This window comes from Blastococcus sp. SYSU DS0973, from assembly GCF_054051055.1.
The window spans coordinates 96,433-111,561 of record NZ_JBJHAN010000001.1; the positions used below are offsets into that span (position 1 = coordinate 96,433).

The 15,129-nt window shown below is 74.4% G+C and carries 15 protein-coding genes; 11 read left to right on the forward strand and 4 right to left on the reverse strand.

Annotated elements, in window-relative coordinates; genetic code table 11:
• Positions 1-86 precede the first annotated feature (86 nt).
• Both ACI791_RS00480 and ACI791_RS00485 read left to right on the forward strand, forming a co-directional pair.
• On the forward strand, positions 87-704 hold the full coding sequence (locus ACI791_RS00480; protein ID WP_456584243.1) for a DUF3043 domain-containing protein: 618 nt from the start codon (positions 87-89) through the stop codon (positions 702-704).
• Between the two features lie 268 nt (positions 705-972).
• Positions 973-1,956: an aldo/keto reductase family protein gene (locus ACI791_RS00485; protein ID WP_456584244.1), complete on the forward strand. Its 984-nt coding sequence runs from the start codon at positions 973-975 to the stop codon at positions 1,954-1,956.
• Positions 1,957-2,024: 68 nt separating this feature from the next.
• On the opposite strand, the gene ACI791_RS00490 is transcribed toward ACI791_RS00485, so the two are convergent.
• Positions 2,025-2,237, reverse strand: a complete 213-nt coding sequence (locus ACI791_RS00490; protein WP_347060204.1) for a hypothetical protein — start codon at positions 2,235-2,237, stop codon at positions 2,025-2,027.
• A 122-nt stretch (positions 2,238-2,359) separates the two neighbouring features.
• Between ACI791_RS00490 and ACI791_RS00495 the strand changes: the two genes are divergently transcribed.
• The 4 genes from ACI791_RS00495 (at position 2,360) to ACI791_RS00510 (ending at position 4,819) form a co-directional block, all read left to right on the forward strand.
• Complete coding sequence (locus ACI791_RS00495) at positions 2,360-2,806, forward strand: phage holin family protein (RefSeq protein ID WP_456584245.1); 447 nt, start codon at positions 2,360-2,362, stop codon at positions 2,804-2,806.
• 2 nt (positions 2,807-2,808) lie between these two features.
• Positions 2,809-3,318 carry a DUF3618 domain-containing protein gene (locus tag ACI791_RS00500; protein WP_456584804.1) on the forward strand — a complete coding sequence of 170 codons (510 nt, stop codon included), beginning with the start codon at positions 2,809-2,811 and terminating at the stop codon, positions 3,316-3,318.
• On the forward strand, positions 3,315-3,587 hold the full coding sequence (locus ACI791_RS00505; protein ID WP_347060201.1) for a DUF4235 domain-containing protein: 273 nt from the start codon (positions 3,315-3,317) through the stop codon (positions 3,585-3,587). Before ACI791_RS00500 ends, ACI791_RS00505 begins: the two co-directional genes overlap by 4 nt.
• Before the next feature lie 89 nt (positions 3,588-3,676).
• Positions 3,677-4,819: a YihY/virulence factor BrkB family protein gene (locus tag ACI791_RS00510; RefSeq protein WP_456584246.1), complete on the forward strand. Its 1,143-nt coding sequence runs from the start codon at positions 3,677-3,679 to the stop codon at positions 4,817-4,819.
• Between the two features lie 23 nt (positions 4,820-4,842).
• On the opposite strand, the gene gcvT is transcribed toward ACI791_RS00510, so the two are convergent.
• Complete coding sequence (gene gcvT, locus ACI791_RS00515) at positions 4,843-5,961, reverse strand: glycine cleavage system aminomethyltransferase GcvT (protein WP_456584247.1); 1,119 nt, start codon at positions 5,959-5,961, stop codon at positions 4,843-4,845.
• 88 nt (positions 5,962-6,049) lie between these two features.
• Between gcvT and ACI791_RS00520 the strand changes: the two genes are divergently transcribed.
• The gene (locus ACI791_RS00520; protein ID WP_456584248.1) at positions 6,050-7,561 is read left to right on the forward strand and encodes a leucyl aminopeptidase; all 1,512 of its coding nucleotides are present in this window, start codon (positions 6,050-6,052) and stop codon (positions 7,559-7,561) included.
• 184 nt (positions 7,562-7,745) lie between these two features.
• Here ACI791_RS00520 and ACI791_RS00525 read toward each other — a convergent pair whose 3' ends face one another.
• Entirely contained in the window at positions 7,746-8,093 is a 348-nt protein-coding gene (locus ACI791_RS00525; RefSeq protein WP_347060197.1) for an oxidoreductase, read from the reverse strand.
• Between the two features lie 152 nt (positions 8,094-8,245).
• Between ACI791_RS00525 and lpdA the strand changes: the two genes are divergently transcribed.
• From lpdA to ACI791_RS00540, 3 genes are all read left to right on the forward strand, one after another.
• Positions 8,246-9,625 (forward strand): dihydrolipoyl dehydrogenase, encoded by a 1,380-nt coding sequence (gene lpdA / locus ACI791_RS00530; protein ID WP_456584249.1) that lies wholly within the window; start codon positions 8,246-8,248, stop codon positions 9,623-9,625.
• Between the two features lie 48 nt (positions 9,626-9,673).
• Entirely contained in the window at positions 9,674-11,509 is a 1,836-nt protein-coding gene (sucB, locus tag ACI791_RS00535) for a 2-oxoglutarate dehydrogenase, E2 component, dihydrolipoamide succinyltransferase (protein ID WP_456584250.1), read from the forward strand.
• Positions 11,510-11,584: 75 nt separating this feature from the next.
• Positions 11,585-12,493 (forward strand): TIGR01777 family oxidoreductase, encoded by a 909-nt coding sequence (locus tag ACI791_RS00540; RefSeq protein ID WP_456584251.1) that lies wholly within the window; start codon positions 11,585-11,587, stop codon positions 12,491-12,493.
• Between the two features lie 6 nt (positions 12,494-12,499).
• Here the strand turns inward: ACI791_RS00540 and ACI791_RS00545 are convergent, their stop codons facing one another.
• Complete coding sequence (locus ACI791_RS00545) at positions 12,500-14,140, reverse strand: serine/threonine-protein kinase (protein ID WP_456584252.1); 1,641 nt, start codon at positions 14,138-14,140, stop codon at positions 12,500-12,502.
• A 247-nt stretch (positions 14,141-14,387) separates the two neighbouring features.
• On the opposite strand from ACI791_RS00545, the gene ACI791_RS00550 reads away from it, so the two are divergent.
• Positions 14,388-15,107 carry a Type 1 glutamine amidotransferase-like domain-containing protein gene (locus ACI791_RS00550; protein WP_456584253.1) on the forward strand — a complete coding sequence of 240 codons (720 nt, stop codon included), beginning with the start codon at positions 14,388-14,390 and terminating at the stop codon, positions 15,105-15,107.
• Positions 15,108-15,129: the final 22 nt, after the last annotated feature.

Sequence of the window (15,129 nt, forward strand, 5' to 3'; positions counted from 1 at the left end):
CGGCCCCTCTTCCCGTGCGCACCCACTGTACGGCTCGGCGCTCGACCTGCCAGGGTGGATTGCTCACACACGTAGACTCCACGGCCGTGAAGCTCCGCCTGCCCGGCCGCCGTGACCACGCCGAGACGACCACCGCCACGTCCGGCGACGACGGCGAGCTGACCACGCAGCTGCTGAAGGGCGGCGGCAAGGGCCGGCCGACGCCGAAGCGCAGCGAGGCGCAGGGTCGGCGCCCCGGCCCGCCCCCGCCGCCGCCCACCACGCGCAAGGAGGCCTACAAGCGCATGCGCGAGCAGCAGGCGCAGCGCCGCGCGGAGACCCGCCAGGGCATGGCCCGGGGGGACGACGGCTACCTTCCCGCCCGCGACCGCGGCCCGGTCCGCAAGCTCGTGCGCGATGTCGTCGACAGCCGCCGCAACGTCGGCAGCCTCTTCCTCGCCGTCGCCGCGGTGGCGCTGGTCGGCACCTTCGTGCCCAGCCTCGCGGTGAAGAGCTACTCGAGCTTCGTCCTCCTCGGCTTCTTCTTCCTGCTCATCATCGACTCGGTGGTCCTGGGCCGGAAGATCAAGAGCGCCGTGGCGAGCCGCTTCCCCGATGGGGACCACAAGATGCGCGGCCTGGTCTGGTACGGCATCAGCCGGTCGACCATGATCCGCCGGTGGCGCTTTCCGAAGCCCGAGGTGCCGCTGGGCGCGGAGGTCTGAGCACCGGCCGTCGCCCCGGCACGCTGATGCGGGTGAGGCTGCTCGGCACCGACGGCAGTGGGTGCGGCACGCCGGGCCGCTGACCGTGGCCGGGCCCTTCCCGTGCTGGACGGCGCCCGGCTGCTGCACGCGACCGACACCGGTGCCATGCGGCGGCGCTCGCCGACCGGTCGGCCACGTGTGGCGCCCGGGCCGCCGGCGACGGGACCACGCTGCTCGCCGGGGTTGGGCGGGCGGTGGTCCGGCGCGGCGCCTAACGTCGCGGTCCGTGGAATTCAGACGCCTCGGCCGCTCCGGCCTGACCATCTCCGAGATCGCGTACGGCAACTGGCTCACCCATGGCGGGCAGGTGGAGGAGGACGCCGCCCAGGCCTGCGTGCGCGCGGCCCTGGACGTCGGCATCACCACGTTCGACACCGCCGACGTCTACGCCGGCACCCGGGCCGAGACGGTGCTCGGTGCGGCGCTGGACGGGCACCGCCGCGAGTCGATCGAGCTCTTCACCAAGGTCTACTGGCCCACCGGCCCCGGCCGCAACGACCGCGGGCTGGGGCGCAAGCACATCATCGAGAGCTGCCACGCCTCGCTGCGCCGGCTGCAGACCGACTACGTCGACCTCTACCAGGCCCACCGCTACGACCCGACGGTGCCGCTCGAGGAGACGATGACCGCCTTCGCCGACCTCGTCCGCTCCGGCAAGGCGCTCTACATCGGCGTCTCCGAGTGGAACGCCGAGCAGATCGCCGCCGGCGCAGCGCTCGCCCGCCAGCTCGGCGTCCAGCTGATCAGCAACCAGCCGCAGTACTCGATGCTCTGGCGGGTCATCGAACCCGAGGTCGTGCCGACGTCGGAGCAGGAGGGGCTCTCCCAGATCGTCTGGTCCCCGCTGGCGCAGGGCATCCTCACCGGCAAGTACCGGCCGGGTCAGCAGCCGCCGGCCGACAGCCGCGCCGGTCACCCCGAGGCCGGCCAGTCGATGCAGCGGTTCATGACCGACGACATCCTCGGCCGGGTGCAGCAGCTGCGCCCGATCGCCGACGACCTGGGGCTGTCGATGGCCCAGCTCGCGCTGGCGTGGGTGCTCCAGAACCGCAACGTGGCCGCCGCGATCATCGGCGCCACGCGCCCCGAGCAGGTCCACGACAACGTCAAGGCGGCCGGGGTCCGGCTGGACGACGAGGTGCTGGCGCGGATCGACGAGGCCCTGGGCGACGTCGTCGAGCGGGACCCCACCAAGACCGCCCGCGGCTGACCGGGCAGTTCCTCCCGGGCCGGCGCACCGGCCCGGGAGGAACCTGACCCTGAAGGTGAGCCTGAGCGTCAGTCGGCCGCCAGGCCCATCGGGCCGTAGGCCTTCCGGTCACCGTCGAACAGGGTGACCGTCGCGACGCCGCGGTCGAGCAGCTCCCGCCAGTTCTCCCCCAGCCACGACTCCGCGTCGCCCTGGTTGTCGGACTCGGGCACCTCCACCCCGACCGCGGCCGGGTCGAGGGGGGATCCAGCGGGGTCCTCGAGACGCCAGTGCCAGCTCATGCGCCGAAGGCTAGTGGCGGCGGTCCCCCGGGGCAGCGTTGCGCCGATGTGATGGAGCCGCCGGTTACGTCCCGATCGCCGGGGGCATGCACGTCCATCGACCCGCCCCAACCGGAGGACCGATGACCGCACCCCGCCCCGACGCGACGGCCGGCGCCACCCGCGCCGACGCGACCCCCCTGCCCGAGAATGCCTCGACCGGGCAGCTGATCGGTCAGCTCACCGAGCAGATCAGCCGCCTCGTCCGCGACGAGGCGCGCCTCGCCCAGGCCGAGGTGACCCAGAAGGCGAAGAAGCTCGGCGTGGGCGCCGGCCTCTTCGGAGGTGCCGGGCTCGTCGCCTTCTTCGGAGCCGCGGCGCTGATCACCGCGGCCATCCTGGCCCTGGCTCTCGTCCTGCCCGCCTGGCTCGCCGCGCTGATCGTCGGCGTCGTCCTGCTGGCCGTTGCAGGCGTCCTCGCCCTCCTCGGCAAGAAGGACGTCCAGCAGGGCTCTCCGCCGATGCCCACGGAGGCCATCTCCAGCGTCAAGACCGACATCGCGACCGTGAAGGAGAGTGCACACCGGTGAGCATGCCCAGCGGGTCGCGGCCCGACGACGCACAGGCCGCCAACGGCGCCACCGAGCCCGACGCGATCAGGGCCGACATCGAGGCCACCCGGGAGCAGCTCGGTCGCACGGTGGACGAGCTCAGCCAGCGCCTCGACGTGCCCGCCCGCGCCAAGGAGGGTGCCGCGCGCGCCAAGGACACCGCCGTCGAGACCTACCGCGAGAGCCCCCCGGCGTTCGCCGGAGCCGGTGCGGCGCTGGCCGGCCTGGTGGGCCTCGTGCTGTGGCGCCGGCGACGCGCACGGCGGCGTGCCAGCACCGAGGAGCTGCTGGTCGGTGCGCGCGTGGGCCGCAAGCGCGAGGCCAAGCGGGCGCGCAGGGAACTGGCCGCCCGGCGTGCCGCCGCGCAGAAGGCCACCAAGCGGGCCGAGAAGGATGCGCGGAAGGCCGCCAGGCGGTCGGAGAAGGATGCGCGGAAGGCCACCGCGCGGGCCCGGAAGGCGGCCCGTCGACGCGCGAGGAGGAAGCGTTGAGCAAGGGAGCAAAGCTCGCCTACCGGCCGATCGGCCTGGCAGCGGGTATCGCGGCCGGTGCCGTCTCCGGCGCGGTCTTCAAGCAGGTGTGGAAGCGCATCAGCGGGGAGGACGACGCACCGGACGCACTCCAGAGCGAGTACCCGATGTGGGAGATCGTCGTCTCAGCGGCCCTCCAGGGCGCGATCTTCGCGGCCACCAAGGCGACCATCGACCGCCTGGGCGCGCAGGGCTTCACCAGGCTCACCGGGGCGTGGCCGGGCGACTGACGCCTGGGCGGTGGCCGGAACCCCGGCTCCGGCCACCGGCACACCCCCCACCCCGCAGCCGGACGACGGCCCAGCACCAGGGAGACGCAGTGACCGGTACCCGCCCTCGCGAGAGCGCCGTCGACCGCATCCGCCAGCGCGTCGAGGAGAAGGCCGCCCGGCGCGCCGCGGCGGCCCGGACGACGGCCGACGGCGGCCGGTCGCAGGACGCGAACCGCCTGCCCGCGGGCGCCCCGGGTCCCGCGCAGCTGCCGGGGATCGACGCCGGCTCCCCCACGCAGATCCCCGCGCGCGGGTGGAAGCAGGTCCTCAAGCGCGCCTGGGCGGAGAACAACGCCGACAACATGCCGATCATCGCGGGAGGGGTGGCGTTCTTCGGCTTCCTGGCGATCTTCCCGGCGCTCCTGGCGTTGATCTCCATCTACGGCCTGGTGGCCTCCCCCGAGCAAGCCGCCGCCCAGGTCGAGGAGTTCACCGCCGGCCTGCCCGAGGCCGCGCAACAGCTCATCGAGAACCAGGTCACCGCCGTGACCGAGAACGCCGGCGGGGCGCTCACCCTGAGCCTTGTGGTCTCGATCCTCGCGGCGCTCTGGAGCGCCTCCGGCGGTGTGAACAACCTGGTCAAGGCGGTGAACATCGCCTACGACGAGGTCGAGACCCGCAACTTCCTCAAGCTCCGGGCGCTGTCCCTGGTCCTCACGCTGGGCGCCATCGTGTTCGTCGTGCTGACCATCGGCCTGGTCGCCGTCCTGCCGGTGGTGATCGACCTGCTGCCGCTCGGGTCGGTCGGCACCGTGCTGGTGGAGATCGCGCGCTGGCTGCTGCTGCTGGTCGTCGTCGCGGGGTCGCTCGCGGTGCTCTACCGGGTGGCCCCCGACCGGGACGCGCCGAAGTTCCGCTGGGTCAGCCTCGGATCGATCGTGGTCACCGTCGTGTGGGCGCTGGTCAGCCTCGGATTCACCATCTACGTCAACAACTTCGGCAGCTACGACAAGACCTACGGCGCGATCGCCGGCGTGATCGTGCTCATGCTGTGGCTGTACCTCACGTGCTACTTGGTGCTCCTCGGGGCGGAGATCAACTCCGAGGCCGAGCACCAGACCGGCCTGGACACCACCGACGGTGAGCCGATGCCGATGGGCGAGCGCGACGCGGTGAAGGCCGACACGCTGCCGGCCAAGGCCGAGCCGGAGAAGGGCGACAGCGACCCCACCCGCAAGGCCGCGCCGTAGCGGCCTCCCCGCGCGGCCCGGTCTCAGCGCACGTGCGAAGGGACGAAGGGCGGCTTGACGACCTCCGCGGCCTGCGGGCGGCCGCGGACGTCGACGGCGACCTCGTCGCCCGCGGCCACGCCGGCGGCGGTGTCGAGCAGCGCCAGGCCGATGCCGGTCCGCAAGGTCGGCGAGAAGGTGCCACTGGTCACCTCGCCCACGCGGGTGCCGTCGGCGCCGAGCACCGCCATGCCCGGGCGCGGGATCCCGCGCCCGGTGGCCTTCAGGCCCCACAGCTGGCGGGCGGGACCGGCCCCCTTCTCCGCCGTCAGGGCCTGCCGCCCCCAGAACGCCGGCTTGCGCCAGCCGACGGCCCAGCCTGCGCGGGCCTGGTTGGGGGTGATGTCGCGGGACAGCTCGTGGCCGTGCAGCGGGTAGCCCATCTCCGTCCGCAGCGTGTCCCTGGCCCCGAGCCCGCACGGGCGGATGCCCAGGTCCTGCCCGGCCTCCAGCAGCGCATCCCACATCTCGCCGGCCCGGTCGGCCGCCACCAGCAGCTCGTAGCCGTGCTCCCCGGTGTAGCCGGTGCGGCACACGGTCACCTCGGCGCCGTTCCCGCCGGTCCCGGTCACGAACGACATGTAGCCGATCTCGCCGGGCACCCCGAGAAGTTCGAGGACCTGGAGCGACCGCGGCCCCTGCACGGCCAGGACGGCGACCTCGGCGTGCCGGTTCTCCACGGTGACGCCTGCCGGAGCGGCGTCGGCCAGCCGGCCCAGCACCTCGGCGGAGTTGGCGGCGTTGGGCACCAGCAGCACGTCCTCGGGTCCGTGCAGGTAGACGATCAGGTCGTCCACCACTCCCCCGGCGTCGGGCTCCCCGTCCGGTACGCAGCACAGCGTGTACTGGGCCTGGCCGGGCCCGATGCGGGACAGGTCGTTGGTCAGGCACGCGTCCACGAAGGCCGCGGCGCCGGGCCCTCGGACCGTTCCCGTGCCCAGGTGGGAGACGTCGAACAGGCCGACCCCCTCGCGCACGGCCGCGTGCTCGGTGAGCACACCACCACCGGCGTACTCGATCGGCATCGACCAGCCGCTGAAGTCGGCGAGCTTGGCCCCGGCAGCGAGGTGCCGGTCGTGCAGCGGGGAGGTCAGCGGGGTCACGTACGGCACGCTAGCGCGCCCTTCCCGCGGGTGACCCGCCCCGAGCGGGCGCGCGGTGGCGGGCAGGGGGTCCTCCTAGGATCGAGCGGTGCCGCCGACGATCTCCGCCACCGACCACCCGCTCGAGAAGCTGACCGGCGACGCCGTCGTCGTCGCCGTCGGGAAGGGCCCCGACGGGCCGCTCCCCACCCCCGGCGCCGAGGCCGTCGACCGCCTGCTCGGCGGCCGGCTGCTCCCGGCGCTGGCCGACCTGGGCGCCCGCGGCGCCGAGGACGAGGTCACCCGGCTCCCCTCCTTCGGCCAGGGCCCGTTCCCCGTGGTCGCCGTCGTCGGCCTCGGCGCACTCGAGCCGTCCGGTGGCTACCGCCCCGAGTCCCTGCGCCGGGCCGCCGGGGCCGCCAGCCGCGCCCTGCGCGGCCGCCGCTCGGTGGTGAGCCTCCTGGCCGCCGTCGGCGGGACGCCGGACGCCGAGCGGCTGCACGCGGTCGGCGAGGGGGCGCTCCTGGGCGCCTACGAGTTCACCGCCTACAAGTCGCAGCTCCCCAGCGACCGCCCGGCCCCGCCGAGCGAGTTCACGATCGTCGTGCCGGGGGCCGGTGCCGCCGAGGCCGCCCTGCGCCGGGTCCGCGCCGTCGCCGACGCCGTCGCCCTGGTGCGCGACCTGGTCAACACGCCGCCGAACGACCTGTACCCGGCCGAGCTGGCCGCGCGCGGTGCCGCCGCCGGGGAGAGGCTCGGGCTGACCGCGGAGATTCTCGACGAGGATGCGCTGGCGGCCGGCGGGTACGGCGGCATCCTCGCCGTCGGCGGCGGGTCGACCCGCAAGCCGCGACTGCTGCGCCTGTCCTACGCGGGCGAGGGCGCCCGCACGAAGGTCGCGCTGGTCGGCAAGGGCATCACCTTCGACAGCGGCGGCATCTCGATCAAGCCCGCCGCGAAGATGGAGGACATGAAGAGCGACATGGCCGGCGCCGCCGCCGTGATCGCCACCGTGTGCCTCGTCGCGCAGCTCGGCCTGCCCGTCGAGGTCATCGCGACCGTTCCGATGGCGGAGAACCTGCCCAGCGGCACCGCGTACCGGCCGGCCGACGTGGTCACCTTCCGCAACGGCAAGAAGGCGGAGATCACCAACACCGACGCCGAGGGCCGGGTCGTGCTGGCCGACGCGATCGCCCGCGCCGCGGAGGACTCCCCCGACGTCCTGCTGGAGACCGCCACCCTCACCGGCGCGCAGATGGTCGCCCTCGGCGCCCGCACCTCCGGCGTCATGGGCAGCGACGACATGCGTGACGCGGTCATCGCCGCGGCGCAGCGCAGCGGCGAATCCATGTGGCCCATGCCGCTGCCGGCGGAGCTGCGCAAGGGGCTGGACTCGACGGTCGCGGACTTCGTCAACGCCAACACCGACCGGCTCGGCGGGATGCTCGTCGGCGGGCACTTCCTGGCCGAGTTCGTGCCGGCCGGGCTGCCGTGGGCGCACATCGACATCGCCGGGCCCAGCTACAACACCGCTGCTCCCTGGGGCTACACGCCCAAGGGCGGCACCGGCGTCCCGGTCCGAACCCTGCTCGCCACGATCGAGGCGCTCATCGCCGAGTGACGGAATGGATGGGGCCCCGGGCAAGGGCCCGCCGCGAGCGTCAGCGAGCGGTGGAGAGCCCGGGGGCCTTCTGCTGATCACCAGGGGGGCCTGGCCCACGTCCGACCGTGAGCCAGGACGGGGCACGGTGAGCCGGGACGGCGGACGGCGCGCGGACGGCGCCGGTCCTCGAGCCGCGGTGCGGTCAGCGGAGGCGGTTCTGCTTCTGGCGGGCGCTCCAGTCGCGCATGCGCTGGGGATAGCCGGTCACCTGGGCGTCGTAGACCGGGATGGCCAGGTCCTTCGACAGCCTGCGCGCCACGTCGGGCCCGTCGATGCGCCGACGGGTCCACTCACCGTCGGCCGCGACCAGGACGATCGTCGCCTCGGTGACCGCCGTGCGCGGCTCCACGTAGCCCTCGACACCCCGGCGGGTGGCCACGAACTGCTCCAGGTGGCTGAGGTCGGTCCGCTGCGAGGCGCGGTCCAGCGTGGGGCGGCCCGCGCCGCCGGCACGCCCGCGGTGGCGACGCCACCGGTCGAACAACCCCATCGGTCTCTCCGTCCCTTCCTGACCCGGTTGATCACCTCGACGCCCGCGAGAGCAACGGTGCTACCGGCCAGGTCGTTCCCGGGGTGGCAGGATGGGCCCCAGCCCCCGCCCGCTCGAGCGGGGAAGGCGTCCGTCCCGATCGAGGAGCACCCGTGAGCGCACCCACCTCCCCCGCCGACCTGGTCATCCTCGGTGGTGGCTCGGGCGGATACGCCGCGGCGTTCCGCGCCTCGGAGCTGGGGCTGAACGTCGTCCTGATCGAGAAGGACAAGGTCGGCGGCACCTGCCTGCACCGTGGCTGCATCCCGACCAAGGCCCTGCTGCACGCCGGCGAGGTCGCCGACCTGGCCCGCGAGGGCGAGCAGTTCGGCGTCAAGACGTCGCTGGCCGGCATCGACATGGACGGCGTCAACAACTACAAGAACGGCGTCATCTCCAAGCTCTACAAGGGCCTGCAGGGTCTGGTGAAGGCCCGCAAGATCACCTACGTGGAGGGCGAGGGGCGGCTCACCTCCCCCACCACAGTGGAGGTGAACGGCCAGTCCTACGAGGGCAAGCACGTCCTGCTCGCCACCGGCTCGTACCCGCGCACGCTCCCGGGCATCGAGCTCGACGGCACCAAGGTCATCACCAGCGAGGACGCCCTGGAGCTCGACCGGGTCCCCAGCTCGGCGATCATCCTGGGCGGCGGCGTCATCGGCTGCGAGTTCGCCAGCGCCTGGAAGTCCTTCGGCGTGGACGTCACCATCGTCGAGGGCCTGCCGCACCTCGTGCCGCTGGAGGACGAGTCGTCCTCCAAGCTGCTGGAGCGCGCGTTCCGTCGCCGCAAGATCGGTTTCGAGCTGGGCAACAAGGTGTCCGGCGTGCAGACCACGGACAACGGCGTGAAGGTGACGCTGGAGAACGGCAAGGAGCTGGAGGCCGAGCTGGTGCTCGTCGCCGTCGGCCGCGGCCCGGTGAGCTCCGGCATCGGCTACGAGGAGGTGGGTGTCGCCATGGAGCGCGGCTACGTCCTCGTCGACGAGTACATGCGCACCAACATCCCGACGGTCTCCGCCGTCGGCGACCTGGTGCCGACCCTCCAGCTCGCGCACGTCGGCTTCGGCGAGGGCATCCTCGTCGCCGAGCGGGTGGCCGGGCTCGAGCCCGCGCCCATCGACTACGCCGGCGTTCCGCGGATCACCTACTCCGACCCCGAGGTGGCCTCGGTCGGCCTCACCGAGGCCCAGGCCAAGGAGCGCTACGGCGAGGTCAAGACGCTCACCTACGACCTCGCCGGCAACGGCCGCAGCCAGATCCTGAAGACGACGGGCGCCGTCAAGCTCGTGCAGGCGCCCGACGGCCCCGTCGTCGGCATCCACATGGTGGGCAGCCGCGTCGGCGAGCTCATCGCCGAGGCCCAGCTGATCTACAACTGGGAGGCCGAGGCCGACGACGTCGCCGGCCTCATCCACCCGCACCCGACCCAGAGCGAGGCCCTCGGCGAGGCCCACCTGGCCCTGGCCGGCAAGCCCCTGCACGTGCACGGCTGATCGACCCACTCCCCCATCCCGCACCGCGCCAGAAGGAGCACTGCCCAGATGCCGACGTCCGTCACCATGCCCGCCCTGGGCGAGAGCGTCACCGAGGGCACGGTCACCCGCTGGCTCAAGCAGGAGGGTGACCAGGTCGAGGTCGACGAGCCCCTCCTCGAGGTCTCGACCGACAAGGTCGACACCGAGATCCCCTCGCCGGCGGCCGGCGTGCTCACCAAGATCCTCGTGGCCGAGGACGAGACCGTCGACGTCGGCGCGGAGCTGGCCGTCATCGGCGGCGGCGACGGCGACGAGGGCGCCGCCAGCCCCCCTGCCTCCGCCGAGGACGCCGACACCGCGCCGCAGACCCCCGACCAGCAGGTCGAGGACGCCGGCTCCGGCGGACAGCAGGAGGAGCCCGCCGCCGAGCCCGAGCAGCAGCCGGCCCCGGCCGCCGAGTCCGGCGGTGGCGGTGGCGGTGGCGAAGGCACTCCCGTGACCATGCCGGCGCTCGGCGAGAGCGTCACCGAGGGCACCGTCACCCGCTGGCTGAAGGCCGTGGGCGACGAGATCACCGCCGACGAGCCGCTGCTCGAGGTCTCCACCGACAAGGTCGACACCGAGATCCCGGCGCCGGTCAGCGGCACGCTGCTGGAGATCACGGTCAACGAGGACGAGACCGTCGACGTCGGCGCCCAGCTCGCCGTGATCGGCACCGGTGCGTCCGGCGGCGGCTCCGCCCCCGCGGCTCCCGCACCGCAGCAGGAGGCGCCGGCCGAGCCGGAGCCGCAGGCGGCCCCGAAGGCCAAGGAGGCCGACCCCGCGAGCGCCCAGCCGGGTGGCGACTACGGCGCGAGCGGCGCCCAGCCGTCGGACTCGCCGACCGACGCACCCCCGCCTCAGGTCGCTCCGCAGGCGCCCTCCGCCCCGGCCCCGTCGGGTGACGGCGGCGGCGGTCAGTACGTGACCCCGCTGGTGCGCCGCCTGGCCGCCGAGCACGGGGTCGACCTGAGCAGCGTCTCGGGCACCGGCGTGGGCGGGCGCATCCGCAAGCAGGACGTGCTCGCCGCCGTGGAGAAGCCCGCCGCGCCGGCCCCCGCGCAGCCCGCTGCGTCGGCCCCGGCCGCCTCCGGGGGCACCCGCACGCCGTCGCCGGCCGCCACGCCGGACACCTCGGTGCGCGGCCGCACCGAGAAGCTCTCCCGGCTGCGCGCTGTGATCGCCCGCCGCATGGTGGAGTCGCTGCAGGTGAGCGCGCAGCTCACCACGGTCGTCGAGGCCGACGTCACCCGCATCGCGCAGCTGCGGCAGCAGGCGAAGGGTGACTTCGAGGCCCGCGAGGGCGTCAAGCTGTCGTTCCTGCCGTTCTTCGCCAAGGCGGCGGTCGAGGCCCTCAAGCAGCACCCGTCGGTGAACTCCTCGATCGACCTCGAGGCCGGCACGGTGACCTACCACGACAGCGAGAACCTCGGCGTCGCCGTCGACACCGAGCGGGGCCTGCTGGTCCCGGTCATCCACGAGGCCGGTGACCTGAGCCTCGGCGGGCTGGCGCGCAAGATCGCCGATCTGGCGGAGCGCACCCGCACCAACAAGGTGACCCCGGACGAGCTCGGCGGGGGGACGTTCACGCTGACCAACACCGGCAGCCGCGGCGCCCTGTTCGACACGCCGATCATCAACCAGCCGCAGGTGGCCATCCTCGGCACGGGCTCGGTCGTGAAGCGGCCGGTCGTGGTGCAGGACGCCGAGCTCGGCGAGGTCATCGCCGTGCGCTCCATGGTGTACCTGGCCCTCACCTACGACCACCGGATCGTCGACGGCGCCGACGCCGCCCGGTTCCTCACCACGGTGCGCGAGCGCCTGGAGGCCGGTCAGTTCCACGGCGAGCTCGGTCTCGCCTGATCCATCACGCCTGCCGGCCCCGGCGCCCTGCCGCGGGCCGGCAGGTGCGTCCACCGGGTGGAGAGGGGAGCTGGCATGAAGATCGCGGTCACAGGTTCGTCCGGCGTCCTCGGCAGTGTCCTGGTGCCCGCGCTGCGGTCCGACGGTCACGAGGTGATCCGGCTGGTGCGGCGTACGCCCCAGACAGGCGACGAGCACCGCTGGGATCCGCAGCACCGCAGGATCGATCCGTCAATCCTGCGCGACGTCGACGGCGTGGTGAACCTGGCCGGGGCCTCCATGAAACCTCGCGTCTGGACCCGCTCATACGAGCAGCGCATGCTCGCCAGCCGGGTGGACAGCACGGCGACAATCAGCGCCGCCCTGTCCGCCGCTGCTGTCGAGGAGCCGGAGCGGCGGCGGGTTCTGCTCTCCGGCTCGGGGGTCAGCTTCTACGGGGACACCGGCGACCGCGTGGTCACCGAGGACGATCCGCCAGGCGATGGCTTCATGGCTCACCTGTGCGTGGAGTGGGAAGGCGCCACCGCGCCGGCAGCCGAAGCAGGCGTACGGGTGGCCCTGCTGCGCACGGGCTTGGTGCTGGCGCCCGACGGACCGCTCATGCAGGTCGTCGGGCCGATCTTTCGTCTCGCGCTCGGCGGCCGGATCGGTTCGGGTCGCCAGTACTGGCCCTGGATCTCCCTGGCTGACCAGATCGGGGCCATGCGGCACCTGCTGACCGCGGACGTCTCCGGACCGGTGAACCTGACCTCGCCGACGCCTGTGACCAATGCCGAATTCACCCAGGTACTCGGGGAGGTACTTCACCGCCCCACGGTGCTGCCCGTTCCCGGATTCCCCCTGACCGTCGCGCTCCGCGACTTCGGTCGTGTCAACGTCGTGGGTGGCCAGCGCGCCCTTCCCACCCGCTTGGAGGACTCCGGTTATCGGTTCGCGGATACCGATCTCGCCGCCGCCCTCCGGGCGGCGATCGCCCGCCCCTGAGCCGGCTCAGCCCACCCGCTCGGCCTGCTCGATACGCCAGCCGGCGGTGGTACGCACCAGGACCATGCGCACCTCGGCGTCGGGCCGTCCGGTCACCGTGCGCAGCGGGACGCCGGCCGGGTCGTCCGCCGCCAGCACGCGGTAGTCGGGCCACCGGTCGGTGAGCAGGAGCTCGGCCCGGTCGGGCGAGGCCTCGGTGACGGTGAGTTCGACGACGGCCGGGGCGAACCCGCCGAGCGTCTCCCCCGCGGCGGCCAGCCGCCGCGCGTGCTCTTCGTCGGCGGCCAGCAGCGGGCTGCCCGCGGGATAGACGTCGCTCAGCCGGGCCGGGGTGCCGCTGAGCCCCTCCGCCCGCCGCGCGTACAGCTCGGCCACGAGGACGCGCCACTCGTCCGGGCCGTCCGGCGCTGCAGTCTCCGGCAGCCCGCCGGCCACGACGGTCGCGGGAGGCGCGGGAGGCGCGGGGGGCGCGGGGGGCGCGGGGGGTTCGGGTGAAGCGGTGCCCGGAGGAGGCTGGGTGGCGACGGTCGCCGTCGTCGCGGTGCCCGGCGCGTCGGCGCCCTCACCCCAGCGGGTGCCGGCCCACGCCGTGACGGCCAACGCCGCCACCACCAGGGCGGCGACCAACAACCCGCGGGCGAGCGGACCCGTCGCGGTGCCCGGGCGCCGGGCGCGCCGGCGGCCCCGGGCCGGCGCCTCGACGACGACCGGCGCCGGCCGGGGGCGGCGGCCCGGCACGACGTGGGTGAGATCGGTGCGCGCGTCGGGGCGGCCACCCGCACCCGCACCCGCTCGCGTCCCGGCCGACAGCGCCACCGGCTCCGGCCGGCAGGCGTGCCGCAAGTCCCGCGCGAACGCCGTCGCGCTCCCCCGGTCGTGCGGATCGGCCGACAGCCCGCGGCGGATGACCCCCACCAGCTCGGCCGGGGCGTCCGGTGCGAGCTCGGCCAGGTCGGGGAGGTGGCCGTCCGCCGCCACGGCGAGGGTGTCGGCGGGGGTCGCGGCGTTCCACGGCGCGATGCCGGTCAGCGCGTGGAAGGCGGCGGCCGCCACCCCGAAGACGTCGGACGCGGGGCCGGGTGCGCCCCCGCGGGCCACGACCGGGTCGACGTAGGCGAAGGTGACCTCGGCGGCCGCCGTCTCGCCGAGCACGCGGGCGACACCGAGGTCGGTGAGGACCGGACGCCCCTCGGCGGTGAAGACGACGTTGCCCGGGGAGAGATCGCCGTGGACCACGCCGTGGTCGTGGGCGTGCGCCAGCGCCGCCGCCACCGGCGCGATCGCGGTGACCACCTCGCCCGGGCGCAGCCGCCCGCGCCGCCCGAGCAGGTCGGCCAGGCTGCCCCCGGCGAGGAGGTCGAGCACGAGCGCGACCCGCGGCGCCCCGCCACGGCGCGGTTGGTGGACCACCTCGTGCAGCCGCACCAGGTGCGGGTGGTCCAGCTCGCCCAGCAGGGCGGCCTCGCGGGCCTGCCGCTCCGGGTCGCCGGCCACCAGCACCTTCACCGCGACCGGCTCCCCACCCCTCCGCGGAACGGCCCGCCACACCTCGCCGGACGCGCCCCTGCCGAGGAGCGCCTCGAGGGAGTAGCCGGGGACGGCCGGCGGCGGTGCGGCACCGGGGCCGCAGGGTGGGACGGCGGACATGACGGGGACCGTAGGGCGAACCGACCCGCCCGCGCCGGCGCTGTCCACAGGCTCCGGCCCGGGGGCGCGGTCCGCGGACGCCGGCTCCGGCTACCGTCGAGCCGTGTCGATGCCGCAGCGGCCCGAGGCCGGCGACCACCGGGACATCCCGTTCCACCCGGCGCGCGCAGGACGGCGCACGGGCGGCGCGCGTCGTTCTGCCCGCGCTGCGGCCGACCGCCGGCAGCGATGACCGGAGCGCCGCCTGATGCCCGCGACCGCCCCCACGATCCTGGCCACCAGCATGGGCTTCGCCTCCCGCGGCCGCGGCCCCTACGGCTGGCGCCCCGGTCCGGTCTTCGACCTGGCCATCGAGCTCGCCGGGGCACCCGACCGGCCGCGGCTGTGCTACCTGGGGACGGCGACCGGCGACGACCCGGCACGGGTCGCCGGCGTCTACGGCGCCTTCGCCGGCAGTGCGGTGCGGGTCAGCCACCTGAGCCTGTTCCCGATGCCCACGGTGGCCGACGTGCGGGCGCACCTGCTAGCCCAGGACGTGGTGTGGGTCGGGGGCGGCAGTGTGGCCAACCTGCTGGCGGTCTGGCGGGTGCACGGGCTGGACGAGGTGTCCCGGGAGACGTGGGCGGCCGGCGTCGTGCTCGCCGGGGTCTCCGCGGGCTCGCTGTGCTGGCACGTCGGCGGCACCACCGACTCCTACGGGCCCGACCTGCGGCCGGTGACCAACGGCCTCGGCCTCATCCCGACGTCCAACGGCGTCCACGTCGACTTCGAGGGGCAGCGCCGGCTGGTGGCCGACGGCACGCTCCCCGGCGGGCACGCCACCGACGACGGCGCCGGGCTGGTCTACCGGGGCACCGGGCTGGTCGAGGTGGTGTCCGACCGCCCCCGGGCGGCGGGCTACCGGGTGGAACGCGGGCCGGGGAGCACCGCGGTGGAGACCCGGCTCGAGCCGCGCCGCCTGGCGTAGCGCGGGCTTAGAACTGGTTTCA